General features: G+C 35.2%; 24 protein-coding genes, 2 riboswitches and 1 other annotated feature. Of the genes, 16 read left to right on the top strand and 8 right to left on the bottom strand.

Annotated elements, in window-relative coordinates:
- Window position 1 precedes the first annotated feature (1 nt).
- Window positions 2–191, bottom strand: a riboswitch (Lysine riboswitch).
- A 97-nt stretch (window positions 192–288) separates the two neighbouring features.
- On the bottom strand, window positions 289–2,109 hold the full coding sequence (locus NST63_RS02070; protein ID WP_259548689.1) for an APC family permease: 1,821 nt from the start codon (window positions 2,107–2,109) through the stop codon (window positions 289–291).
- A 112-nt stretch (window positions 2,110–2,221) separates the two neighbouring features.
- Window positions 2,222–2,366: riboswitch (cyclic di-AMP (ydaO/yuaA leader) on the bottom strand.
- Between the two features lie 236 nt (window positions 2,367–2,602).
- On the opposite strand from NST63_RS02070, the gene tatA reads away from it, so the two are divergent.
- The 6 genes from tatA (at window position 2,603) to NST63_RS02100 (ending at window position 7,364) form a co-directional block, all read left to right on the top strand.
- A complete protein-coding gene (tatA, locus tag NST63_RS02075; protein WP_071977323.1) occupies window positions 2,603–2,770 on the top strand; it encodes a twin-arginine translocase TatA/TatE family subunit in 168 nt (55 codons plus the stop codon).
- A gap of 238 nt (window positions 2,771–3,008) precedes the next feature.
- Window positions 3,009–4,079 (top strand): AI-2E family transporter, encoded by a 1,071-nt coding sequence (locus NST63_RS02080; protein ID WP_212946113.1) that lies wholly within the window; start codon window positions 3,009–3,011, stop codon window positions 4,077–4,079.
- A gap of 259 nt (window positions 4,080–4,338) precedes the next feature.
- Window positions 4,339–5,067: an amino acid ABC transporter ATP-binding protein gene (locus NST63_RS02085; protein ID WP_180212813.1), complete on the top strand. Its 729-nt coding sequence runs from the start codon at window positions 4,339–4,341 to the stop codon at window positions 5,065–5,067.
- Window positions 5,068–5,087: 20 nt separating this feature from the next.
- A complete protein-coding gene (locus NST63_RS02090) occupies window positions 5,088–5,891 on the top strand; it encodes a transporter substrate-binding domain-containing protein (RefSeq protein ID WP_341041157.1) in 804 nt (267 codons plus the stop codon).
- A 75-nt stretch (window positions 5,892–5,966) separates the two neighbouring features.
- Entirely contained in the window at window positions 5,967–6,620 is a 654-nt protein-coding gene (locus tag NST63_RS02095) for an amino acid ABC transporter permease (protein WP_341041158.1), read from the top strand.
- A 15-nt stretch (window positions 6,621–6,635) separates the two neighbouring features.
- Window positions 6,636–7,364 (top strand): amino acid ABC transporter permease, encoded by a 729-nt coding sequence (locus tag NST63_RS02100; protein WP_078110902.1) that lies wholly within the window; start codon window positions 6,636–6,638, stop codon window positions 7,362–7,364.
- Between the two features lie 100 nt (window positions 7,365–7,464).
- On the opposite strand, the gene NST63_RS02105 is transcribed toward NST63_RS02100, so the two are convergent.
- Both NST63_RS02105 and NST63_RS02110 read right to left on the bottom strand, forming a co-directional pair.
- Window positions 7,465–8,448: a sensor histidine kinase gene (locus tag NST63_RS02105; RefSeq protein ID WP_341041159.1), complete on the bottom strand. Its 984-nt coding sequence runs from the start codon at window positions 8,446–8,448 to the stop codon at window positions 7,465–7,467.
- A 60-nt stretch (window positions 8,449–8,508) separates the two neighbouring features.
- Entirely contained in the window at window positions 8,509–9,210 is a 702-nt protein-coding gene (locus tag NST63_RS02110) for a LytR/AlgR family response regulator transcription factor (RefSeq protein WP_071977318.1), read from the bottom strand.
- Between the two features lie 160 nt (window positions 9,211–9,370).
- Between NST63_RS02110 and NST63_RS02115 the strand changes: the two genes are divergently transcribed.
- Entirely contained in the window at window positions 9,371–10,114 is a 744-nt protein-coding gene (locus NST63_RS02115) for an ABC transporter ATP-binding protein (RefSeq protein WP_058004163.1), read from the top strand.
- Window positions 10,111–11,265, top strand: coding sequence for an ABC transporter permease (locus NST63_RS02120; protein WP_341041160.1), 1,155 nt, complete (start codon window positions 10,111–10,113; stop codon window positions 11,263–11,265). Before NST63_RS02115 ends, NST63_RS02120 begins: the two co-directional genes overlap by 4 nt.
- 81 nt (window positions 11,266–11,346) lie before the next feature.
- On the opposite strand, the gene NST63_RS02125 is transcribed toward NST63_RS02120, so the two are convergent.
- Window positions 11,347–11,619 (bottom strand): hypothetical protein, encoded by a 273-nt coding sequence (locus tag NST63_RS02125; RefSeq protein WP_341041161.1) that lies wholly within the window; start codon window positions 11,617–11,619, stop codon window positions 11,347–11,349.
- Between the two features lie 175 nt (window positions 11,620–11,794).
- Between NST63_RS02125 and NST63_RS02130 the strand changes: the two genes are divergently transcribed.
- The 4 genes from NST63_RS02130 to NST63_RS02145 all read left to right on the top strand — a co-directional run bounded on the left by NST63_RS02130 (window position 11,795) and on the right by NST63_RS02145 (window position 16,518).
- Window positions 11,795–12,700: a TIGR01777 family oxidoreductase gene (locus NST63_RS02130; RefSeq protein ID WP_212946119.1), complete on the top strand. Its 906-nt coding sequence runs from the start codon at window positions 11,795–11,797 to the stop codon at window positions 12,698–12,700.
- A 222-nt stretch (window positions 12,701–12,922) separates the two neighbouring features.
- On the top strand, window positions 12,923–13,957 hold the full coding sequence (locus NST63_RS02135) for an AI-2E family transporter (protein ID WP_212946120.1): 1,035 nt from the start codon (window positions 12,923–12,925) through the stop codon (window positions 13,955–13,957).
- Window positions 13,958–14,022: 65 nt separating this feature from the next.
- Window positions 14,023–14,230, top strand: a binding site (T-box leader).
- A 54-nt stretch (window positions 14,231–14,284) separates the two neighbouring features.
- A complete protein-coding gene (gene proS, locus NST63_RS02140) occupies window positions 14,285–15,721 on the top strand; it encodes a proline--tRNA ligase (protein ID WP_212946121.1) in 1,437 nt (478 codons plus the stop codon).
- 521 nt (window positions 15,722–16,242) lie between these two features.
- Window positions 16,243–16,518, top strand: coding sequence for a hypothetical protein (locus NST63_RS02145; RefSeq protein ID WP_341041162.1), 276 nt, complete (start codon window positions 16,243–16,245; stop codon window positions 16,516–16,518).
- Window positions 16,519–16,617: 99 nt separating this feature from the next.
- Here the strand turns inward: NST63_RS02145 and NST63_RS02150 are convergent, their stop codons facing one another.
- The 3 genes from NST63_RS02150 to NST63_RS02160 all read right to left on the bottom strand — a co-directional run bounded on the left by NST63_RS02150 (window position 16,618) and on the right by NST63_RS02160 (window position 18,960).
- Window positions 16,618–17,670, bottom strand: coding sequence for an ATP synthase beta subunit C-terminal domain-containing protein (locus tag NST63_RS02150; protein ID WP_212946122.1), 1,053 nt, complete (start codon window positions 17,668–17,670; stop codon window positions 16,618–16,620).
- Between the two features lie 247 nt (window positions 17,671–17,917).
- On the bottom strand, window positions 17,918–18,403 hold the full coding sequence (locus NST63_RS02155; protein WP_071977313.1) for a C40 family peptidase: 486 nt from the start codon (window positions 18,401–18,403) through the stop codon (window positions 17,918–17,920).
- A 224-nt stretch (window positions 18,404–18,627) separates the two neighbouring features.
- Window positions 18,628–18,960, bottom strand: coding sequence for a winged helix-turn-helix transcriptional regulator (locus tag NST63_RS02160; RefSeq protein WP_058004155.1), 333 nt, complete (start codon window positions 18,958–18,960; stop codon window positions 18,628–18,630).
- 217 nt (window positions 18,961–19,177) lie between these two features.
- Here NST63_RS02160 and NST63_RS02165 point away from each other — a divergent pair, with 217 nt between their 5' ends.
- Window positions 19,178–19,447 (top strand): hypothetical protein, encoded by a 270-nt coding sequence (locus NST63_RS02165; RefSeq protein ID WP_058004154.1) that lies wholly within the window; start codon window positions 19,178–19,180, stop codon window positions 19,445–19,447.
- 230 nt (window positions 19,448–19,677) lie between these two features.
- On the opposite strand, the gene NST63_RS02170 is transcribed toward NST63_RS02165, so the two are convergent.
- A complete protein-coding gene (locus tag NST63_RS02170) occupies window positions 19,678–20,268 on the bottom strand; it encodes a TetR/AcrR family transcriptional regulator (RefSeq protein WP_341041163.1) in 591 nt (196 codons plus the stop codon).
- A 146-nt stretch (window positions 20,269–20,414) separates the two neighbouring features.
- Here NST63_RS02170 and NST63_RS02175 point away from each other — a divergent pair, with 146 nt between their 5' ends.
- The 3 genes from NST63_RS02175 to NST63_RS02185 all read left to right on the top strand — a co-directional run bounded on the left by NST63_RS02175 (window position 20,415) and on the right by NST63_RS02185 (window position 22,952).
- On the top strand, window positions 20,415–21,305 hold the full coding sequence (locus NST63_RS02175; protein ID WP_071977311.1) for an ABC transporter ATP-binding protein: 891 nt from the start codon (window positions 20,415–20,417) through the stop codon (window positions 21,303–21,305).
- Window positions 21,302–22,111, top strand: a complete 810-nt coding sequence (locus NST63_RS02180) for an ABC transporter permease subunit (RefSeq protein ID WP_341041164.1) — start codon at window positions 21,302–21,304, stop codon at window positions 22,109–22,111. Before NST63_RS02175 ends, NST63_RS02180 begins: the two co-directional genes overlap by 4 nt.
- Window positions 22,112–22,433: 322 nt before the next feature.
- Complete coding sequence (locus NST63_RS02185; protein ID WP_071977309.1) at window positions 22,434–22,952, top strand: DUF6886 family protein; 519 nt, start codon at window positions 22,434–22,436, stop codon at window positions 22,950–22,952.
- Window positions 22,953–22,960 lie beyond the last annotated feature (8 nt).

Here is a 22,960-nt window from a genome sequence, read left to right on the forward strand (position 1 = left end):
TTCCGAAGATAGCACAACACGTTCATTTGGAATCAATAAACGTGACAGTTCTGCTCCTATTTGGATACAGCCCCAGCCGATACACACAGAGATGTGTACAAGCTTCGGCAGTTATTCCTTTCAGATGGAGTTACCAATCTCTCTGGATCTCGTCCGTCTTACTCTTAATAACCGCGACCTCTACCCCATCGGTTTGATGAGGATTTTTTTATTTAGTTCATAATTTACTATTATAAAATAATTTTATAATAAATCAATGGTAAATTATTTGAAACAAGATTTTGGCTTCTATTTTTTAAATTTATACGGCAATGTTGAAACAACAATGTCCTTTTGCCACAGCAATCTGGCTCTTATCAATAGAGCTGATTGATTGTGTAAAATAGTGTGCCATCTTTTTTTAGGGATGAATTGTGGGACTAGTACAGTCACCATATAATGCTTTTCTGTTGCTTTCGCTTGTATCGTTTCTAAAAATTTACACAAAGGATGAAGTATACTCCGATAGGATGAATAAAGTGTCACAAGGCGAACCCCATTATTTAATTCAGCCCATTGTTGCTCCATCTTTTTTTCATCTTCCTTATCGAAGGCAACATATACAGCAATTACTTGATCAGATAAAGATTTCGCATAATTAATCGAGCGATCAACAACTGTTGTTATTCCCGCAACCGGCACTATAAAAATGTTCCCCTTAATTTCTTCCTCTATATGCTTTGATAAACGTAGCTGTTCTCCAACCGCTGAGTAGTGTTTTTTTATCTGATAAAACGTATATACAACAATAGGCAGGAAGATAATGACAAACCAAACCTGATGGAATTTAGTTACAAAAAGAATCGCTAGTACAAGAAACGAAATCAGTGCACCTATTAAATTAATAGCTAGTTTACCAATCCATCCTTTCGGTTTTTCCCTTAACCATTTCATACTCATACCTGTTTGCGAAAGGGTAAATGGAATAAAAACGCCTACTGCATATAAGGGAATTAAATGCTCTGTTTTTCCTTTAAATGCAATGATGAGCAAAATAGAGGCAATGCTTAAAAAAATGATGCCATTTGAGTATCCTAAACGATCTCCTCTAATCGAGAACATTCTTGGCATATACTTATCCCTGGATAAACTGTAAGCTAACATAGGAAATGCCGAGAAACCTGTATTAGCAGCAAGTACTAATATTAAAGCAGTAGTTCCCTGGACAAAGAAATAAAGGAAATTTCGTCCGAATGTTTGTGCTGCAATTTGAGAAATCACCGTTTCATTTCCTTTAGGGGCAATTCCAAACCAATAGGTTAAAAAAGTAATTCCTGAGAATAGAACAGCAAGAATCAACCCCATTAAGGCTAATGTTGCAGCCGCATTTTTTGCAGCAGGTGCTTTAAAATTTGGGACAGCATTCGAAATCGCTTCTACACCAGTCAATGCTGAGCAGCCGGATGAAAAGGCGCGTAGTAATAGGAATAAAGATATCCCTGCTACTGGTGTCCCAATGGATGTATGCAATTGTGGTGACACTTGCCCTGTTGCAATTTTAAACATCCCTACAAAAATTAGCATCACTAATGCAAAAACAAATAAATAGATAGGATAGGCTAAAACTGCTGCAGATTCAGTTAAGCCACGTAAATTTAGTATTGTAATAAAAATGACAAGCATGACGGCAATGAACACATTATGCTCGTGCAAGATAGGAAACGCTGATGTGATAGCATCAGTACCTGCAGAAATACTAACAGCCACGGTTAGTATATAATCAACTAATAAAGAACCTCCCGCAATTAAACCAGGATTGATACCGAGATTTTCCTTCGAGACAATATAAGCACCTCCACCCTGAGGGTAAGAGAAAATAATTTGACGATAAGATAAGGTAAGAGCTGTCAAAAGAAATAAAACACCGATCGCTATTGGGATCGTATACCAGAAGGCTAATGTACTAATCGTCGCTAAAACGATTAAAATTTGTTCTGTACCATAGGCAACAGAAGATAAGGCATCAGATGAAAGAATAGCTAATGCTTTAAGTTTTGTTAGTTTTTGTTCACCAAGCTCATGTGTTTTTAATGGCCTTCCAATTAATAAACGTTTAAATGAACTGTACATAAATAAAGTCTCCTTAATGTAAGTCTGTTTGGTGTCTTGATTATTTAAAATTGCACAGCAAAAAACCACAGAGGGATGTAGTCCTCTGTGGTCGAAGATTCGATCACATAAACACTCCTCTCTCGCAACGCTTACGAGGTTAGCTGTCGGATTCGGGTATGAGAGTAACCCTACCTTTAAAAAAAGGATTCACCCCAAGTGACTAATAGCCACAATTATGGTTCCCCCGCTTCTTTCGAATTAAGCGATAAAAGATATTAATTTTTTATATTGAAATATTACTCCCATCAAAAAAAGTTGTAAAGAAGAATTTTTTTCTTTTTTTTAGTCTTTATTTAATTGCAGAATAAACAACATTTTTTGCTAAAAACGTCATCATTTGTCCATTTTAGTAACTTGAATTTCAAAAGTAATAGGCTTAAAATAGCCGTAGGTATAATGATTAAATTGAAAGATCGTATAAATCTAGTTTAAACATTTAGGAGATGAACAAATGGGTAACTTAGGATTCGGAGAAATTCTTATTATTATTGTCATTGCCCTATTGATTTTTGGTCCGTCAAAACTTCCTCAGTTAGGTAAAGCTGCAGGTCAAACATTAAGAGAATTTAAAAAAGGTATGAGCGGCATCATGGATGACGACTCAAATGAAAAAAAATAATCTTATCTAATATGTACGGGCAAGGGGCTGTCTAATAAGGGGTCTGATCCCTCACGATGAACTAGTATATAGAGTGATTTTGTATATATTCATTCTATATATTGTGTTGTGGGGTCTGACCCTTTTGCTTTTTAGACAGTCCCTATTTATTTGGTGAAAATTTTTTAAAACATTGGGGAAATTCCTTTTCACTTATGGGAAAATTCATTATCATAGTAAATAAAAGTAAATAGTAGAGGTGTTTAAAATAAAAAAGAAATTTTTTAACTTAGGGATAGGGATAATTATTGTTTTAATTATCATTTGGCTATTAAATCAAGTGAGCTTTGTTTTCACTCCATTAGTTATCTTTATTCAAACCCTGTTTATTCCGTTTTTAATTTCGGGAATTTTATACTATTTGGCGAGACCAGTTGTTAGGCTGCTAGAAGGATGGAAGATTCCAAGAAAACTAGCTATTATGCTGATATTTGTGATTTTGATTGGAATCGTCATTGCAGTGATTGAATTAATTGGTCCGTTATTACAAGATCAGTTTAAGCGGTTAATAGAAAATGTACCAGATATGGTGAAAGCCGCACAGGATGCTTTTACTTATTGGCAAAAAAATCAAGAATATATCCCTCAATTTGCAAAGGATATCATTGCAAATTTAACAACTAAATTGCAAGCAAATGCATTGGCAACGGGGGGAGCGGTGGCCAAAGTTTTAGGAAATGTCTTTGGATTTATTTTCTCACTAGTCATTGTTCCATTTATCCTATTCTATATGTTAAATGATCGGGATCGGTTTGTACCAAATGTGACACGCTTTTTCCCTAAATCAAAGGAAAAAGAAATTCGTTCCGTTTTACATGATATGGACAAAGCACTTGGAGGCTATATCCAAGGTCAATTAATTGTGAGCTCTGTTGTTGGGATTCTTTTATTAATTGGTTATTTAATTATCGGTTTGGATTATGCGCTGATTCTAGCACTCTTTGGAATGGCAACCAATGTCATCCCATTCCTTGGACCATTTATCGCCGCGACGCCCGCTATTATTGTCGCTTTTTTCCAAAATCCGATTATGGCACTTTATGTCATTATCGTCATGTTTGCCGCTCAACAAATTGAAAGTAATTTGGTATCTCCACAGGTCATGGGAAAAACACTAAATGTTCATCCATTAACCATTATTCTACTCATCCTTGTCGGGGGGAATCTTGCAGGTGTGCTAGGGATGATTTTAATTATCCCGACCTATGCAGTATTGAAGGTTGTTGTTTTACACATTTATCAATTATTTAGGATTAGAAAAGTCGAATAAACAGTTGTAAGACCTTTGCCGTTATTAGGTAAAGGTCTTTTTTTGTTAAAAAAATTATAATTTTTTAGTTTTTAAATCCCTATATTTCCATTGGGTCAAAAGTCCTAATTTGGATATGTTTTGAAAAAAATGAAGGATTTTAGGCATGAGGGTCGAAAGTTACATTATTATGGGGATTTAGAATATTGTATAAATTGAGAGTTTTTCTCATATTTTAGAGAAAGATTATTTTTGTCGTTCTTAGTTAGGGGGGGGCCGTATGATCACATTTCGTAATGTCAATAAGCATTATGGGGATTTTCATGTTTTAAAAGATATTAATCTAGAAATTAATCAAGGAGAGGTTGTCGTAGTTATTGGTCCATCTGGATCGGGGAAAAGTACAATGCTTCGATGTATCAATTGTTTGGAAACAATCTCAGATGGCGAACTAGTTGTGGGCGGAACTAAAGTAAATGACAAACATACGAATATCAATGATTTTCGACGAGATATAGGTATGGTGTTTCAACATTTTAATCTATACCCGCATAAAACGGTGTTACAAAATATTACTTTAGCTCCTATTAAAGTGCTTGGTGAAGATAAGGCCAAAGCAGAAGAGACAGCCATGTATTATTTGGAGAAGGTAGGAATCCCTGATAAAGCAAATTCTTATCCATCTCAACTATCAGGGGGACAGCAACAAAGGGTCGCTATCGCTAGAGGACTTGCAATGAAACCAAAGGTAATGCTTTTTGATGAACCTACTTCCGCACTAGATCCCGAAATGATTGGGGAAGTCCTAGAAGTAATGAAATCATTAGCTAAAGAAGGGATGACGATGGTAGTAGTTACTCATGAGATGGGTTTTGCGAAAGAAGTAGCTAACCGTGTTGTATTTATGGATGAAGGGAGGATTGTCGAGGAAGGAAAGCCTATCGAATTCTTTGAGAATCCTCATGAAGAAAGAGCAAAGGTCTTTTTAAAGCGTGTGTTAAATCATTAAATATAAGGGGGAAATTTTAAATGAAGAAAATGAAAAAGTGGTTGTTTGTAGGGGTCATTTTTACATTAATTGCTGCATTGTTGGCGGGATGTGGAAAATCATCTTCTGGGGAGGAGAGCAAGAGCACCTTGGATAAAATCAAGGATCGCGGAAAATTTGTTGTAGGTGTTAAGTATGATACGTATTTATTTGGATATAAGGATCCTTCAAGTGGTGAAGTTACTGGATTTGATGTAGATATAGCCAAAGCGCTTGCAAAGGAAATTTTAGGTGATGAGAATAAGGTTGAGTTAGTAGAGATTACTTCTAAGACACGTATTCCGAAATTGAAAAATGGGGATATTGATGCCATTATTGCGACTATGACAATTACGGATGAACGTAAAAAGGAAGTTAATTTCTCAGATGTATATTTTGATGCGGGGCAATCATTGTTAGTGAAAAAAGGAAGTAAAATTCAAAGTGTAAAAGATTTAGGAAAAGGTACGAAGGTATTAGCTGTGAAAGGAGCAACATCTGGAGAAAACGTAAAGAAAGCCGCTCCTGATACAGAATTATTGGAATTTGAAAACTATGCAGAAGCATTTACCGCTTTAAAATCTGGTAAAGGTGATGCTCTTACAACGGATAACTCAATTCTTTATGGAATGGCTGCGCAAGATGAAAACTATGAAGTAGTTGGAGGCACATTTACAGAAGAACCATATGGAATAGCGATTAAAAAGGATGATAAAAAATTTACAGACTATGTGAATAAATTCTTAGAGGAACTTAAGGATAGTGGAGAATATGACAAAATAAAAGATAAATGGATTAAGGAATAAAACTTCAATCGGGATGGGCATTTATCTATGCCCGTCCTTGTAGTTGAACAACTTGTTTTATAAAGGAGGGAGACTATGCTTGATTTCTCCGTTTTAACTAATTATTTTGATCTCTATCTTGAAGGATTCCTTAATACAATAAAAGTTAGTTTAATTGGCCTTATTGGTAGCTTTATATTAGGGGTTATCGTAGCAGTAATGAGAATTGCCCCGATAAAAATTTTAAATTTTATTGGAGCATGTTTTGTTGAATTTATTAGAAATATTCCTCTCATTATCATTGTGTTTTTCTTTTATCATGGCTTAAGTACCTTTAAAATCAATTTAAGTGGTTTTGTTGCGGGAACCATTGGTCTTTCTATTTACACTGCCTCTTTTATTGCCGAAGCCGTACGTGCAGGAATTCAATCGGTTGATAAAGGACAGATGGAAGCGGGCCGTTCATCTGGACTGACTTATATCCAAACGATGAGGTACATAATTTTACCGCAAGCAGTTAAGATTGTTATCCCTCCAATTGGGAATCAATTTATTAATTTAGTTAAAAATTCTTCCATATTAGGAGTAGTGGCTGGATTAGAATTAATGTACTTTGGTGATTATATTGCACAAAGAAATTATGTTATTTTTGATACGTATATTTTTGTAGGTATGTTTTATTTAATATTAACCGTCCCATTAAGCTTATTTGTTAATCATTTAGAAAAAAGATTAGCAAGAAGCTATTAAAAGGGGTGATAGAAGATGGATTTTTTAGGAGCTTATTCTGCAGGGAATCTTACCTATTTGTTAAAAGGTTTCTTAGTTACATTAGAAGTTGCTTTCATTTCGATAATACTAAGCTTTGTAATCGGTAGTATATTGGGGATATTAAGATATGCAAAGATCCCTGTTCTTTCTAAAATAGTGGCTGTCGTTGTAGAAGCATTACGTAATCTCCCTTTAATATTAATTATTTTCTTTACTTATTTTGGCTTACGTGAAGTTGGAATAAAAATGGAGATTATTACCGCAGCCATAACAGCGTTAACGATTTTCGAATCTGCAATGATTTCAGAGATTGTAAGAAGCGGCCTAAATTCTATTGAAAAAGGTCAAATAGAAGCTGCTCGGTCTTCGGGATTATCCTATATTCAAACTATGTGGAATATTATCCTACCACAAGCTTTGAAACGAATGATTCCTCCATTGGTTAGTCAGTTTATATCACTATTGAAAGATACTTCTTTAGCTATAATCATTGCGTTACCAGATCTGCTCCATAATGCACAGGGGATTTATAGTGGTCCAAAAGGTGGAAACTACGTTATACCAATTATTATACTAGTAGCAATCATGTATTTTGTAGTAAATTATGCCCTATCACTTCTATCAAGAGCGTTAGAGAAGCGTTTAGATACGAATAATAAAGGTGGAAGGCATAAGAATAGATTTCAAAAGAACAATCAACAAACTTTACCAAGTAATCTGTAACATATCCATTTTATGGAGCACCCTTTTGGTAGCTATAAAAGATTAGCAAAATATAAAATCCTCCACTTCTATCTGAAAATAAGTGGAGGATTTTAGTTTTTTATAGGACATGCATATACTCCTCAACAATTGGAAACTTAACTTTAATAGCCATTTCATTGCCATTATAGGAATAACTAATATTTCCATTATAACGCTTAATAATGTCAGAAATAATGAATGTCCCCAGTCCCTCATGATTCCCAGCTTTGGTCGTTTGATTGAATCGTTGAAATAAATGATCGGCAATTTCGTTTGGCAATTCTGTCGTTGAATTCTTGATTTCGAAAATAAAGAACCCTTTTTGTTTTCTTGTTGAGCAAATAATCTTTTTTTCCTTACTAATTGCAGCTGCATCTAGTGCATTGTCTAGTAAATTAGATATTAAATTAACTTGGTCGACTGGTGGTAACGGGATATGCGATATTGGTTGATTCGAGTGTAAATGCAACTTAATTTTATCGTAACGAGACCGTGCGACTGCTTTTAAAAGAACAGCAGTCATATGGCTTGATTCCCCTTGTATTGTGCCATTGACTGTTTGATAATCCTGTACCAAGGATTTCGCATATTGATGTGCTTGATCATATTCTTTACTTTCAAACATATAATCCAAGGCATTGACATGCTTTAAAAAATCATGGCGCTGTATACGTAAGTGCTGCACCGATTGATTGAAATGTTTTATTTCCTCTTGAATCGCATCAATTCTCTTTTGATATAGATAACTGTTTAAGCTAAGATAATTGATTAGAAAATACATAAGATTAATTCCTGCTAGTAGGAAGATCACGCTAGTAATCTGTTTCGTTGCAAGGATACTTGCGATCATAAGTCCTTGTAAAAGGATGAAGCAGCAAAGAATAAGAAGGGATAGATCCTTATTAATCGTCATTTTTCTTTTAAAATAGCCGAAGATGAAAACAGATACTAGCAAAAATATTATAGAAATAATAGCTGAGTTATGGGATTTTATAATAAACAATAAGGCTACTAGAATACTATTCATACTAAAATATAATAAATGAAGCAGGTTGGTTTTCAACACAGTAGCTCCTTTTGCAACTTGATATGTAAATTCACTAGCCAGTTTTTGAGAAAGGTTTTAGTAATAATTTTTTTGTAATTGTTCTACATTCACTTTCGTCATCATGGCTGTTTTTTCAGTGTGATGGAAATGGACAATATAAGACTGTTTCGTGTAAAGAGAAAAGTTTTTAATATATTGTATATTAATAATAAAACCACGGTGTCCCCGAATAAAGCTTTTGTTTGTTAACTTTGATTCTAGCTCCCCTAAAGTTTGATAGGTTTGGAATTCTCCTGTTTTTGTGACGATTGTCGTTGATCGACCTGTTCGTTCAATAAAAATAATCTCCTGCTTTTCGATCATATGTATATCAGATTTATACTTTAACATCATTTTATCTGTTTCTAACTTCTCTGTATTGATGTGATTGAATCGATGAATGCCTTTTAATAAACGCTCTTTAGAGTAGGGCTTTAAAATATAATCCAATACATTCAACTCGAAGGCATGTACGGCATATGCACTATATCCTGTTACAAAGATAATACGAATATTTAAGGCATTCGTATGTACAAAGTCTGCTAATTCATAACCGGACAAATTTGGCATTTCAATGTCAGTAATGAGAAGATCAATCTCTGTTGTTTTCAGTAATGAGTAGGCATGTTCGGAATTATTCGTAGCGAAGACAATTTCAATCTCCTCTTCTTTTTCCAAAATCGTTTGTAGTTTTTCTAAATCATATGCTTGATCATCCACTAAGCCAATCTTTATCATATACCCCACTCTTTACCAATAATAATATTTATATTGTACCAGATTCATCATGAAATTTGACCTATTCATGACATGAAAAAGACGTTTTGCGACATTATTGAAGTCGGGAAAATGGTTATCGAGTATGATTAACATATCAAAAGGGCTGGAGGGATATCGAATGATTGAAATAAATAATGTTTCCCGAACATTTAAGGAAAAAAAGCAGGAAATTCATGCTGTTCAAAATGTAAGCTTTACAATCCCAACGGGTGAGGTTGTTGGTTTGCTCGGTGAAAATGGTGCAGGAAAAACAACATTATTACGGATGATCGCGACAATTTTAGAACCTACAAAAGGAGAAATTATTATAGATGGAAAAAATACTAGTCAGCAAACGATGGAAATAAAAAGGAAAATCGGGGTTCTTTTCGGTAGTGAAACAGGATTGTACGATCGGTTAACCGCGAAGGAAAATCTCCAATATTTTGCCAAACTATATGGCTTAAGCAAACATGAATCAAATGTGCGAATCGAAAATCTTGCGAAACGGTTTGGAATGAAGGAATATCTTGACCGAAAAGTAGGGGGGTTTTCAAAAGGAATGCGTCAAAAGGTAGCGATTGCTCGGACACTGATTCATAATCCAGATGTGATTCTTTTAGATGAGCCGACTACAGGTTTAGATATCACTTCGGCAAATATGTTTCGAGAGCTTATTCATCACTTGCGTAAAGAGGGAAAGACCATCGTATTCTCTAGTCATATTATGGAAGAGGTTGAACAGCTATGTCAGACCATTGTTATGATTCATAAGGGAAATTTGATCTATCATGGTTCCCTTCAGGAGCTGTATCAACAAGAAGAAACCGAGAATTTAAATTATATCTTTATGTCACGTATAGTGAGAGGTGAAACGGCATGATTTGGAATGTTTATCTGAAAGAGTTGAAGGATGCCTTTCGTGATCGAAAAACAATCTTTCTAAGCATTATTATCCCTATTTTGTTTAATATCGGTATTGTGTTTTTTATTGATAATTATATTCAGTCTGATAAGGAAGGGGATAGCATATCCGTATCAATCAATGAACATACAGATACAGAAATTATTAATTGGTTTAAAGGTATCAAACAGCTGGATATTAACTTATCTGATGATCCCCTACATGAGGTTAAAGAAGGTAAGGCAGTAGTTGCCATTGATGTAAAAGAAGGAGCAAATCAAGTACCAGACATTACTGTTTATAGCGAACCGACAAGTAGTAAAGGAAGCTCGGCTACCGATATGATTCTAGGTTTACTTTCTTCCAAGAAGAATGAACGAATTATAGAGAAACTGGGGGAAGCAAATGTAAGCAGTTCGATTATGGAACCCTTCACCTATAAACAGGAATCGGTTACAGGTGAAAAAGATACGATGTCTAAATATATGATTTCTATCATGGCACAGCTTGTTATTGTTTTAGGTGTTTTAATGGGAGGACTACCGGCATCAAGTGACTTATTCGCCGGTGAAAAGGAAAGAAAAACAATGGAGGCATTAATGATGACTCCTGTGAAGAGAATTCATATTTTAGTAGGAAAGTGGTTTACGATTGCAACTCTTGGAATGATTAGTGGCATTTTTTCTGTACTAACTTTAGTAGCTTTTGTTCAATTATTTACGTCTAATATGAAGGAAGCTCTTCAGCTTGACCAGCATATTACTACATTTATAAGTAGTTTAGCTGTAGGCATAATTGTATTTGCTTTTCTAGTTTCCGCATTACAGATGGTCCTTAGCATGGCAGCAAATACGATGAAGGAAGCACAAAACTATGTATCACCTGTAATGATGGTATCAATGATTCCATACTTTCTTTTAATTGGTATCACACCAAATGAATTTCAACCGTATCACTTTATTATTCCATTTATGAATATTTACGCCCTGATTAAGCAATTAATCTATGGCATTTATGATTTAAATAGTATCTTATTAGTAGCTGGAAGCTCCATTATATTTATCGCAATTACATTTACGATTGCTTCCCTAATGTTCCAAAAGAGTAAGTGGGTCCTTGGGAAATCTTAATAAAACTAGAGAAATAGGGTGATTGATATGTCATCCTTTTTTCTATGGACTCGTGATTTCATTTCTGACAATTGCGGAATACTATTCTCCACCATCATCCCCTCCAACATCGCTGTCGTCATTTTCTATCCCATCGATTGTTCCAGTGCTATTATTATCAAAAAAGTCATTGATAGTATCGATAAAGCCTTTTTTGTGATTCTCACTTATTGGAGGAGAATTAATAAAGCTCTCAAATGTAAATATCTGAATAGCCTTTTGTTTGTGCTTTGAAATAAAAGAAAGACAAATAATTAATAGAATTAATATTAGTAGTATGCTAAAACACAAAATCATGAACGTATTTAAAACCATCACTCTCCCTGTCCTTTTTTGATAAATATGAAGATTTTCGTTTTATAATACATAAATCAATAAGTTTTTTATCGTTTCCTTTAATAAAGTTAAAAGATTACACTAGAAATACCTTATAAATGTGCATATACATTGGATAAATGGACGATAACTGATAGGGAAAAGGGGAGAGCATATGCATATAGTGATTGCAGGTGGAAGTGGTTTTATAGGTGAAAAAATACAGAAGTTTCTTTTGGGGAATGGGCATCAAGTAACAATTTTAACAAGGAATCCAAATAAAACGATTCAAACAAGGGGACTATCTGCAGTAGAATGGCTTCAAAAAGATAGTAGACCGGAGAAGGAGTTAAAAGAGGTCGATGCTATTATCAATCTAGCGGGGGAGACTATTAATGGATTACGCTGGACAAATAAAAAGAAGAAGGAAATTGTACACAGCAGAATGACAGCAACGACCGAAATTGTGCGAATGATGAACGAATTACATCCGAAACCTCAAGTCCTTATTAATGCATCAGCTATCGGTTATTATGGAATGTCTAAAACACAAGAATTCACCGAGGTGAATAACGATGAGGCACCGGACTTTCTAGCAACAGTAGTCCGGAAGTGGGAGAATGCAGCGGCAAAGGCGAGAAATACTGGTACACGAGTAGTCTTTGCAAGATTTGGTTTAGTTTTAGGAAATGGTGGGGCATTACCTCTCATGCTGCTTCCATATAAATTGAAAATAGGTGGGACGATTGGAACAGGAGAGCAGTGGGTATCATGGATACATGTGGAAGATGTTGTGCGATTGCTGTACTTTGCTATCCTTCATAAGGAGATTGAAGGTCCTTTAAATGTAACTGCTCCAAATCCTGTAACGATGCGACAGTTTGGAAAAGCTATCTCTTCCGTCATGCACTCACCACATTGGTTACCAGTTCCAAGTTGGGCATTAAAATTAGGGCTTGGCGAGATGAGTAGCATGTTATTGGAGGGGCAGAAGGTTATACCGGAAAAAGCATTGCGATACGATTTTAATTTCCATTTTCCACAACTTGAAAGGGCGTTGGAAGAAATAGTCTACACATAATTTGAATGGGACAACATTATTATTTCATATAGTAAGGAAAGAGAAGTACTTTGGCTGGACTTGATAAGCAGGACAAATTTATTACTAAAAAATGTATTGAAATAGATACTTTTGTATCTATTTAAAAAAATCAAGTCTTTTTTTGAGTATATAGTATGAAAGTATGAGAAAATGAAGTATTATGATGTTGAAGAAGCTAATATTTAGGGGGAAAAAAAGATAATGACAGAGTTTGTTAGCAGTTTTTTTAAAAAAAGAGGAGTGAAGCGCCTTATTATATTTGCTTTGATTGCTCTCATTTTATATTTTCTGAGAAGCATGATGAATTTAATACTGCTAACATTTATATTTGCCTTTTTAATGGATCGTCTATCAGAATTTGTAGCGAAACGATTGCCGATTCATCGGAAGGTGGTCGTCGTCGTCCTTTATATAGCGATTGTCGGCTTGCTATCTCTTGGAATTGTCAAATATCTACCTGTTCTCATTGCGGAAATTACACAATTAGTTAGGCAGCTTTTTGATTTTTACTCTCAACCACAAGAAAATGTTGTCATAAATTATATTGTAAAACAGATACAAGAGAAAGACGAAATTACTAACTTTTTAAAACAAGGATTTACTTTCCTCCTTGGTTATTTTACAAATGTAAGTAAAGTGAGTGTAGATGTTTTCTTATCACTGATATTAAGTATTTTCTATCTTTTAGAAAAGGAACGTCTCATCGATTTTACAAAAAAGTTTAAAGAGAGTAAAGTCGGTCCATTTTATGATGAGATCGAGTTCTTTAGTAAGAAGTTTGCAGCAACCTTTGGTAAGGTAATTGAAGCTCAGTTTATCATTGCGATTGTGAACACGGTTCTTACAACGATTGCTTTATCCATTATGGGATTTCCGCAGCTATTTGGATTAGCGATTATGATTTTCTTTTTAGGTCTAATCCCTGTTGCAGGTGTAATTATTTCACTTGTCCCACTATGCTTTATTGCTTATAGTATTGGAGGACCTATTCAAGTTCTTTATGTAGTGGTTATTGTGGCGGTTGTCCATGCGATCGAAGCGTATGTTTTAAATCCAAAACTTATGTCATCGAAAACAAATCTTCCCGTATTTTATACATTTATTGTATTAATCTTCTCAGAGCACTTCTTCGGTGTGTGGGGGTTAATTCTTGGAATTCCAGTTTTCGTTTTCCTTTTGGATGTATTAGATGTGAAAAATGAAAAAGAGAAAAAACTCATCAAACGTAAAAAATAAAATTTATTTTTCATCTACTTGACTTTGTCGTAAATAATTAGTATATTTTTGTAAAAATTATAAATCAAAAAACGTCGATAAGGATTAGTAAAATGTCCCGTCTTTTTTAGAGAGGAAACGGTTGGTGCAAGTTTCCAAAAGGCCCATTTGAACCTGCCTTTGAGTTCTGTATCGATAGACTAAGATACATGCGGTTATTCAAAACCGTTATCAGTAAAGAGTGTACAGCTAAGCTGTAAATAAGGGTGGTACCACCAGGCCTCGGTCCCTTTTCTAGGGACGGAGGTCTTTTTGCGTTTAAGAAAAAATTTGAGAGGAAGTTGAATCATGGCAAAGGATAAGAAATTTGTCGAAGAAATTACTGCAATGGAAGATGATTTTGCACAATGGTACACAGATGTTGTAAAGAAAGCAGATTTAGTAGATTACTCCTCTGTAAGAGGGTCAATGATTATTCGTCCGTATGGTTTTGCTATTTGGGAAAATGTTCGTGATGTACTAGATGGGAAAATTAAAGAAACAGGTCATGAAAATATTTATATGCCATTATTGATTCCTGAGAGCCTATTGCAAAAGGAAAAGGATCATATTGAAGGTTTTGCTCCAGAGGTAGCTTGGGTTACACATGGCGGCTCTGAGGAACTAGCAGAACGTCTAGTTATTCGCCCGACATCAGAGGTATTATTCGGTGAGCATTATGCGAATATTATTCATTCCTATCGTGATCTACCAAAGCTATATAATCAATGGGCCAATGTTGTTCGTTGGGAGAAAACAACAAGACCATTTTTACGTTCTCTTGAATTCCTATGGCAGGAAGGTCATACATGTCACGCGACGAGTGAAGATGCTCAGGAAGAAACATCAAGAATGCTTGAAATGTATGCAGAAGTATGCGAGAAATACCTTGCGATTCCTGTTTTACGTGGACGTAAAACAGATAAGGAAAAATTTGCAGGTGCCGTTCATACATTAACGATTGAAAGCTTAATGCATGATGGAAAAGCATTACAATCAGGTACCTCACATTATTTAGGAACGGGCTTTGCCGAAGCATTTGGTATCCAATTCACAGATAAAAATGGCGAACTTCAAACGGTACATCAAACGTCATGGGGAATTACAACCCGCTTAATCGGAGCATTAATTATGGTTCATGGTGACAACCGCGGTTTAGTGGTACCACCTAAAATTGCACCAAAACAACTAATGATTGTACCAATTGCTCAACATAAAGAAGGCGTACTTGATAAAGCATATGAATTAAGAGATCAACTGAAAAAGGTAGCAAGAGTAGATATTGATGCTAGTGATAAAATGCCAGGCTGGAAGTTTAATGAATATGAAATGAAGGGAATTCCACTACGTTTAGAAGTGGGACCTAAAGATATTGAAAAAGGTCAAGTCGTACTTGCACGTCGCGACACAGGTGAAAAAATCTTCGTAGCAATGGAAGATCTTGAAGCAAAAGTAGTTGAGCTTCTTGAAGATATCCAAAACAACCTTTTCGAAAAGGCCAAAGCACATCGTGAAGAAAAAACCAATATCGCATTAAATATGGACGAATTCAAAAAGGCTCTAGTCGAAAATCCTGGTTTTATCAAAGCGATGTGGTGCGGAGATGTAGCCTGCGAAAACTTCATTAAAGATGAAACATCCGCAACCTCACGCTGTATTCCTTTCGAAGAAGAAAAAGTATCGGATACATGTGTATGCTGTGGCGGCGAAGCGAAGCATTTAGTATACTGGGCAAAAGCTTATTAAATTAGATGAAAGAAAATGCAGATGGAAACATCTGCATTTTTTTTATTTGAATTGTGGAACTGGAACATAAAGGTTGGACTAAATAATTAATGGGTAATACCACACAACTGTGTGGGAACCACTAAAAAAAGTGAGCGAACCAATCAAAAAAAGAAGGAAACAAGTCAAAATAAAGGATGAACCAAATAAAAAAAGGGTGAAACCCCACAAACGTGTGGGAACCACTTAAAAAAGTGAGCGAACCAAACAAAAAAAGAAAGAAACCGGTCAAAAAAAAAGAGGAACCAAATAAAAACCGGGTGAAACCCCACAAACGTGGGGGAACCACTAAAAAAAGTGAGCGAACCTAACAAAAAAAGAAAGAAACAGGTCAAAAAAAAAGAGGAACCAAATAAAAACCGGGTGAAACCCCACAAACGTGGGGGAACCACTAAAAAAAGTGAGCGAACCTAACAAAAAAAGAAAGAAACAGGACAAAATAAAGGATGAACCAAATAAAAAAAAGGTGAAACCCCACAAACGTGAGAGAACCACTAAAAAAAGTGAGTGAACCAAACAAAAAAAGAAAGAAACAGGACAAAATAAAGGATGAACCAAATAAAAAAAAGGTGAAACCCCACAAACGTTCGGAACCACATAAAAAAGTGAGTGAACCAAACAAAAAAAGAAAGATACAGGACAAAATAAAGGATGAACCAAATAAAAAAAGGGTGAAACCCCACAAACGTGGGGGAACCACTAAAAAAAGTGAGCGAACCAAACAAAAAAAGAAAGAAACAGGACAAAATAAAGGATGAACCAGATAAAAAAAGAAGGAAACCGATCAAGAAAAAGAAGAACCAAATAAAATAAAGGATGACACCACTCAAATGTTGAGTGGTGTCACTTTAATTTTCCTAAAGCTTTCCTATAAAATCTAACTGTTCGATATCAGTGGAGTCTATTACCCCGTCTAAAATTTTCTGCACATCTGAAAGTGTGTCCTGTAATAGAACGGATTCTCCTTTTTTTCCTGTGAAAGGTTCAGCTACATAAAAAGGTTGGGTTAAATAGGCTTCCAAGCGTTCCCCACGTTTATAGGTTTGAACTTCTGTAGTAGGTAGTTTTTCTATGCCGCTAACAGTGACAAGTGAACGCAATTCGCGGTATCGTCGTAAAAGCTTTTGAGCACGTTGTTGGATCATGAAGTGATTTTGATCTAGATGAGCACCCTCTAAAACGGATGATGTGGAGAAAATAGGATTAACTGCTGGAAAACGATGTCTTGCTGTTAGGTCTGCATCAAATTGCCAAAGGGTCTCAAGTGGTCCGTAAGGTAATTCCTCATCAACAACTTCACCTGATAGATCAAGCAAGATGGTTGTTACATTTTCTACACCGATATTTTGCAATCGTTCCTGCAATTGATAGATCTCTCCAGAAACGACATGTGAACGATCGGCTGTAAAAATAAGATCCTTGCCTTTATCGTATGATGCCATTTTTTCGTAGGCTTCATCAATGGTATAAGCAATAATATCTACAAATTCTAATAGATCATTTAATTCGGGGTGATCACCTTCAGGCATAAGGAGAACATTCGCATAACCATTTTTTTTCATTTTGTAAAATAGTTCTGCTAAAATGACCAATTGTCCCATACCTGGGCGAGCAACTAATCCGACGGTCCCATTTTTCGCAAGTGGAGCAAATAGATCTAGAGTTTTAATTCCAGTTTCAATCATCTCGACTTTCTCCCCTCTCAAAATTAATTCATCTAAACTACATTCGGCTAATGTTGCTAAAGCTACCAAAGTTCGTACCTCTGCACGGCCAACTGGAATTTTCCCAGTACATAAATTAGAAACTGTGGCTGGTCGTAAACCAACTGAACGAGCAGCAGTTGTTAAATTAGGTACTTTTCTTCTTAACAATGCAACATTTAATCTAAGTGAATCTGAATTTTCCAATATTTGCACCTCCTTACTTCAGATAGTAATACAAATTACGTTTAAATGCAATGAGTTTTTTGTTTAAATATAATTATTTTTTCGCTAAAGAGTAAATGTTAAATAGCGAAATTTAATCAAACGTTTGATTAAATTTCGTGATAGTGTAGTGTTTATAAATATTTGCCTTATGGAATGGTCAATTTTTAAGCAAAATAAAGCTTTGGAAAAATAAAAGCGGCTCTCATAATGAGAGCCGTCTTAAAGGCTATTGAATATAACGTTTTGCACCTACATAGCGTTCTTTCCAATACTTATCGGACATGTTAATCGTTTTTACTCCTTTTGAAGTAGCTCCGATAAATTTTCCATCTCCTATATAAATTGCAGAAAATGTTACTTTTCCTTTTTTATGACCTGTAGCATAAAAAACGACATCACCTAACTGCAGTTGGTTTGCTTTTATCGATTTTCCTGCTTTGTATTGATTGTTACTAGTTCTAGGAATAGTCAAGTGAGTTGCAGCTGTTTTGTATACATATTGTGTATATCCACTGGCATCAAATCCTTCAGGACTGGTGCCTCCCATTTTGAATTTTTTTCCTTCATGCATTTGTGCAAATGATACAACTTCTTCACCATAGTTGATAGAAGCTGATGCCTGAAAAAGTGGTGTAAATAATAGTGTGACTGCAATAGCAAAATAGGCTGTAATCGCTAGTAAAAATCCTTTCTTTTGAATCCTCCAATTCATTTCCTTTTTACCCCCAATATATCTGTATATTTTTCACACGATAACAATATATGATGGGGAATGAAAAAAGATTCTAAATTGAACGAAAGAACTTTTAAAAAGGCGATTCTGATTGCTGGCTTTTACACCTAATAAAGGAATTAGTGGTACTTATCAAGTTTTGTTGGTGTGACTATTCAAATAATATCGATTTAAAAAATAAAACCTTAGCCATTAAGCTAAGGTTATTCATTACAACAATCATCCATTGTTACCCACTTATCAGCCCAGTGCTGTACTTCCTCGAGAACAGGAGTAATAGCATGGCCTTTTTCACTTAAACGGTATTCAATCCGTACAGGTGTTTCAGGATAAACATCTCGAATGACGATTTGCTCCATTTCTAATTCTTTTAAGCGATCAGAAAGCATTTTTTGGCTTATATGTGGAATTTGCTCAGCAATCTCATTAAAACGCATCGGTTGTTTTTCTAAAACGCGGATAATGACACCAATCCAACGTTTTCCTAATAATTGAAATGCCTTTTCAAATTTTGGACAAAGGCGTGATCCTTCCATATTTGATACACCTCCTATATGGAAATAGGTATAACTTTCTTCCTATTTAAAATCTATTATACACCTTTTGTAAACTTACTAATAGTTAGTTAGTTTATTTTTACGAAAATATTTTAAAAGAGTTATTTTGTCTTAAAATGATGAAATATTTGTAATATATGCATGATATGGACAATTTTCGGGTAGAAGAAAAGAAATGGACAAGGAGGACGATCAAATGGTTAAAATGAATCATGTTGTGTTAGCTGGTATTGGGATTGCAGGTATTTCCTATTTCTCATCGAAGAATAACAGAGAAAAAGCTCGAGTAATGATAAACAATATGAAGACAAAAGCCGACTCCTGGATGACAAAGAAGAAGCACATGAAGTCTCCAATGACAAAGGTTGGACACTCCGATCCGTATGATTTTGCTGATAATGAAATGGTGAGTGAAGGTGCGATGTACAGTGTTGATTACTATAATGTTGTAGAACAAGAAGATTAAAAGTAGGGGGGCTCTAATAGAGGGCCCCTTATTTCTAGGCTCTTTTCTTAAACATTGTTGCTATCTAGATAATGTTTTAACTAATCAAAATGGGTGGAAGATCGATAAGTCCTTCATTCCACTGAAAAAAGAGCTGCAATTTTTAAAAGAACGCTTAACCCTTTATTCCTTTTGTAAATGCCGGCAGTAGGGTATTTACAAAGGAATAAACTATACAAATATAGCTTTTTTTATGAATCTTTCACTGGCTGTCCAAGTAAGCCGTAAAAGAAAAGATTGCTTAAATCAAGTAATTCATTCATATGAGTGTTTGAAAATAATTCAGGACGCTGCGTCATTTCACTGAATGTATGAATGTAAATGAGAATCGCATTTGTTGAAAGATCCGGGTTAACATACCCTTCCGCTTTTCCTTGTTCAATCATCTCCATCATTAAGGGAATCGCTTTATTGTTAGCAAAATCCTCGATGACTTCTTGTAGGGAGGGATCGGTTATTCCTCTTAGAAAGTCCGAACTAAGGGTTTTGGCGGCTTCAGTTTTATTGAAAACCATCTTTTCTAATTTTTTCGGAAAGGGAAGATTAGAGTGGAGTAATTCCACATATTGTTCTAATTCATTATTCATATACTCAGACAAAACCTCTTTAAAAAGTTCATCTTTATTTCCGAAATAATTATATATGGTAACAGGGGAGACGTTTGCCTTTTTAGCGATTTCCGCTATACTCACCTTCTCAACCCCATAAACTTTAAAAAGTTCAAAAGCAGCATTTCGAATATTTTCCTTCTTTTTTTCTGTCCTTCGTTGATAACCGTCCATTGCTTTCACCTCAACATAATAATACAAAACTTTTTGAAGTGAAACAATATATTTCATTCAAAACATATTGTTATTTTATTTTAATTGTTTTAATATGTAATAAATGTATGATATTAGTTCAAAACATTTAAAAAGGGGTGATTGGAATGGGAATACAAATGAATCAATTAACGAAAGTGTTTCCCAATGGGAAAGGAATATTTGATTTATCCTTTGAAGTAAAAAAGGGAGAAGTGTTTGGATATTTAGGTCCGAATGGGGCAGGTAAATCAACTACGATTAGGCATTTAATGGGGTTTATGAAACCTGAGTCGGGTTCAGCTAAAATAAATGGGATGGATTGTTGGAAGAATAGTGCAGAAATACAAAAGACAGTCGGGTATCTCCCTGGAGAAATTGCTTTTTTGGATGGAATCAATGGTTTAGAATTTCTGGAGCTCCTTGCAGGGATGCGAGGAATGAAAGATCGAACCTATCGAGACCAATTAATTAAGCGGTTACAATTTGATGTAACAACACCCATTCGGAAAATGTCTAAGGGGATGAAGCAAAAGGTAGGAATCGTGGCAGCCTTTATGCATGATCCGCAAATATTGATTCTAGATGAACCGACATCGGGACTGGATCCTCTTATGCAGAGCTTATTCGTTGAATTAGTTTTGGAAGAGAAGTCAAAAGGGAAAACGATTCTTATGTCTTCCCACATGTTTCAGGAAATTGATCGTACATGTGACCGAGTAGGTATTATAAAAGATGGTAGATTAGTAGCTGTGGAGGACGTTAAGAACCTACAAGCAAAGCAGAGAAAACTATTTGATATTTTAGTAGAAACGATGAATGATGTGGAAACCATAAAACAAGCTGGGATAGAGATTTTAAGCATCGATCATCTTCGACTTAAAGTGGCAGTACAGGGAGACTATAACCGATTTATCAAAGTGTTATCGCAATGTCATATTCAGCATTTGGATATTCATACTCAGTCATTAGAGGAGATATTTATGCACTATTATGATAAGGAGGGATCACGTTCATGAATGCTTCCCTTTTTAAAGCGATGTTAAAGACAAATGGAAAAAGTATTATAAGCTATGCGGTAGGAGCAGCATTTTATATGTTACTAGTCATGTGGATCTATCCTTCGATTGCAAAATCTGATGCACTCGAGCAACTTTTTAAAGAGATGCCCCAAGGGTATTTAAGTGCTTTTGGCATTGATGGCGGTATGTTAGGAGATCTTAGTGGATTCCTAGCAGCAGAGTATTATGGACTATTGTTTTTGATTATTTTAATGATATTTTGTGTCGTGACTGCTACCCAGTTAATTGCGAGATTAGTAGATCGAGGATCTATGGCTTATCTTTTATCTACATCCACTTCTAGAAGTCAAATTGCTATAACACAAAGCATTATTTTAGTTCTGGGCCTGGCTACCATCACATTATTTTCGATCCTTCCTGTTCTATTAGGAGCGAACTGGATCATTGAAGATGCCGATATTAATATTTTACAATTTATTGAAATGAATATTGTTGGATTTCTATTGTTTTTTGTCATAAGTGGATACTCCTTTTTATTTTCGTGTATTTTCAATGACGAAAAACGTGCACTCGCAATTTCTGGTGGCTTATCTATTATCTTTTTTGCCATTAATCTCGTAGCAAAAATGAGTGAGGATTTTGAATGGTTAAAGAAATTTACTATTTTCTCAGCCTTTCAACCGACTGAAATTGCAAAAGGAACCGTTGATATATTACCAGTCTCAATCGCATTGGGAGGAACAGGAATTGCATTATTTGTCCTTGCCATTGTTATATTTAAGAAGAGAGATTTACCATTATAGTGTTTTGAACATATGATCTGTTCATGAATGGAACAGGTCTTTTTTTATTTAGGATCTTTTCTCAAACAGGTCAATAGGTAAAGCTAAATGTCGCAGTGTTCTTGATTCATTAGATAAGAACAAATCACGAGGATAAGCAAGCCAAATGTCTTTCACTCATGTTATAAAGGACATTCCATAAAAATTGAACAAAGTCTTTGACTATTACCTGAAATTGCTCATCAAAGAGCTTAGCCTGAAAATAGCCTAGCAGAAATGAAAGGATTTTCTTCTAATCATAGCGAATGAAAAGGTAAGTCATTGTTAGAAGGAGGCTATATCCTTGCTTTTTCACTTTAGCGAAGAACCGGATATTCGTGTTTTTTCACCACGACCATCCGCGTCATTCCCTGAACTAGCCCCAGCCGTTTGGGCAATCGACAGGGAGCATGCTTCACATTATTATTTTCCACGTGATTGTCCCAGAGTGATTTATAGTAAAGGAGCTTGTACAGAGGTTAGCGATATTGAGAAATTTTTTGCAGATACCAATGCCGAAAAGATTATCGTGGTCGAAAATCAATGGCTAGAACAAATTAGGAATACGACATTATATGTTTATAGCTTTTCGGAGAAAGGGTTTGAACTATTCGATCAGGCAGCAGGCTATTATGTGTCGCATGAGGAAGTTGTTCCGGAAAAAATAGAGCCTATAACTGACCTCATAGGAAAGATTGTAAATGAAAAAGTAGAATTACGGTTTACACCAGATTTACATCCTATTCGTAATCGAGTTATTGCATCTACACTAGATTTTTCTGTTATTCGGTTTAGAAATGCTGGGAAATTACCAAATAGATGAAAACAGGA

Origin of the sequence: Heyndrickxia sp. FSL W8-0496 (genome assembly GCF_038007825.1) — a bacterium.
Lineage (GTDB): Bacteria > Bacillota > Bacilli > Bacillales > Bacillaceae_C > Heyndrickxia > Heyndrickxia oleronia.

What these genes read in the sequence shown, in the direction of transcription:
- NST63_RS02070 (WP_259548689.1), bottom strand. Translation starts at nt 2,109, where the DNA reads ATGTACAGTTCATTTAAACGTTTATTAATTGGAAGGCCATTAAAAACA.
- tatA (WP_071977323.1), top strand. Translation starts at nt 2,603, where the DNA reads ATGGGTAACTTAGGATTCGGAGAAATTCTTATTATTATTGTCATTGCC.
- NST63_RS02085 (WP_180212813.1), top strand. Translation starts at nt 4,339, where the DNA reads ATGATCACATTTCGTAATGTCAATAAGCATTATGGGGATTTTCATGTT.
- NST63_RS02090 (WP_341041157.1), top strand. Translation starts at nt 5,088, where the DNA reads ATGAAGAAAATGAAAAAGTGGTTGTTTGTAGGGGTCATTTTTACATTA.
- NST63_RS02095 (WP_341041158.1), top strand. Translation starts at nt 5,967, where the DNA reads ATGCTTGATTTCTCCGTTTTAACTAATTATTTTGATCTCTATCTTGAA.
- NST63_RS02100 (WP_078110902.1), top strand. Translation starts at nt 6,636, where the DNA reads ATGGATTTTTTAGGAGCTTATTCTGCAGGGAATCTTACCTATTTGTTA.
- NST63_RS02110 (WP_071977318.1), bottom strand. Translation starts at nt 9,210, where the DNA reads ATGATAAAGATTGGCTTAGTGGATGATCAAGCATATGATTTAGAAAAA.
- NST63_RS02115 (WP_058004163.1), top strand. Translation starts at nt 9,371, where the DNA reads ATGATTGAAATAAATAATGTTTCCCGAACATTTAAGGAAAAAAAGCAG.
- NST63_RS02120 (WP_341041160.1), top strand. Translation starts at nt 10,111, where the DNA reads ATGATTTGGAATGTTTATCTGAAAGAGTTGAAGGATGCCTTTCGTGAT.
- NST63_RS02125 (WP_341041161.1), bottom strand. Translation starts at nt 11,619, where the DNA reads ATGGTTTTAAATACGTTCATGATTTTGTGTTTTAGCATACTACTAATA.
- NST63_RS02130 (WP_212946119.1), top strand. Translation starts at nt 11,795, where the DNA reads ATGCATATAGTGATTGCAGGTGGAAGTGGTTTTATAGGTGAAAAAATA.
- NST63_RS02135 (WP_212946120.1), top strand. Translation starts at nt 12,923, where the DNA reads ATGACAGAGTTTGTTAGCAGTTTTTTTAAAAAAAGAGGAGTGAAGCGC.
- proS (WP_212946121.1), top strand. Translation starts at nt 14,285, where the DNA reads ATGGCAAAGGATAAGAAATTTGTCGAAGAAATTACTGCAATGGAAGAT.
- NST63_RS02155 (WP_071977313.1), bottom strand. Translation starts at nt 18,403, where the DNA reads ATGAATTGGAGGATTCAAAAGAAAGGATTTTTACTAGCGATTACAGCC.
- NST63_RS02160 (WP_058004155.1), bottom strand. Translation starts at nt 18,960, where the DNA reads ATGGAAGGATCACGCCTTTGTCCAAAATTTGAAAAGGCATTTCAATTA.
- NST63_RS02165 (WP_058004154.1), top strand. Translation starts at nt 19,178, where the DNA reads ATGGTTAAAATGAATCATGTTGTGTTAGCTGGTATTGGGATTGCAGGT.
- NST63_RS02170 (WP_341041163.1), bottom strand. Translation starts at nt 20,268, where the DNA reads ATGGACGGTTATCAACGAAGGACAGAAAAAAAGAAGGAAAATATTCGA.
- NST63_RS02175 (WP_071977311.1), top strand. Translation starts at nt 20,415, where the DNA reads ATGGGAATACAAATGAATCAATTAACGAAAGTGTTTCCCAATGGGAAA.
- NST63_RS02180 (WP_341041164.1), top strand. Translation starts at nt 21,302, where the DNA reads ATGAATGCTTCCCTTTTTAAAGCGATGTTAAAGACAAATGGAAAAAGT.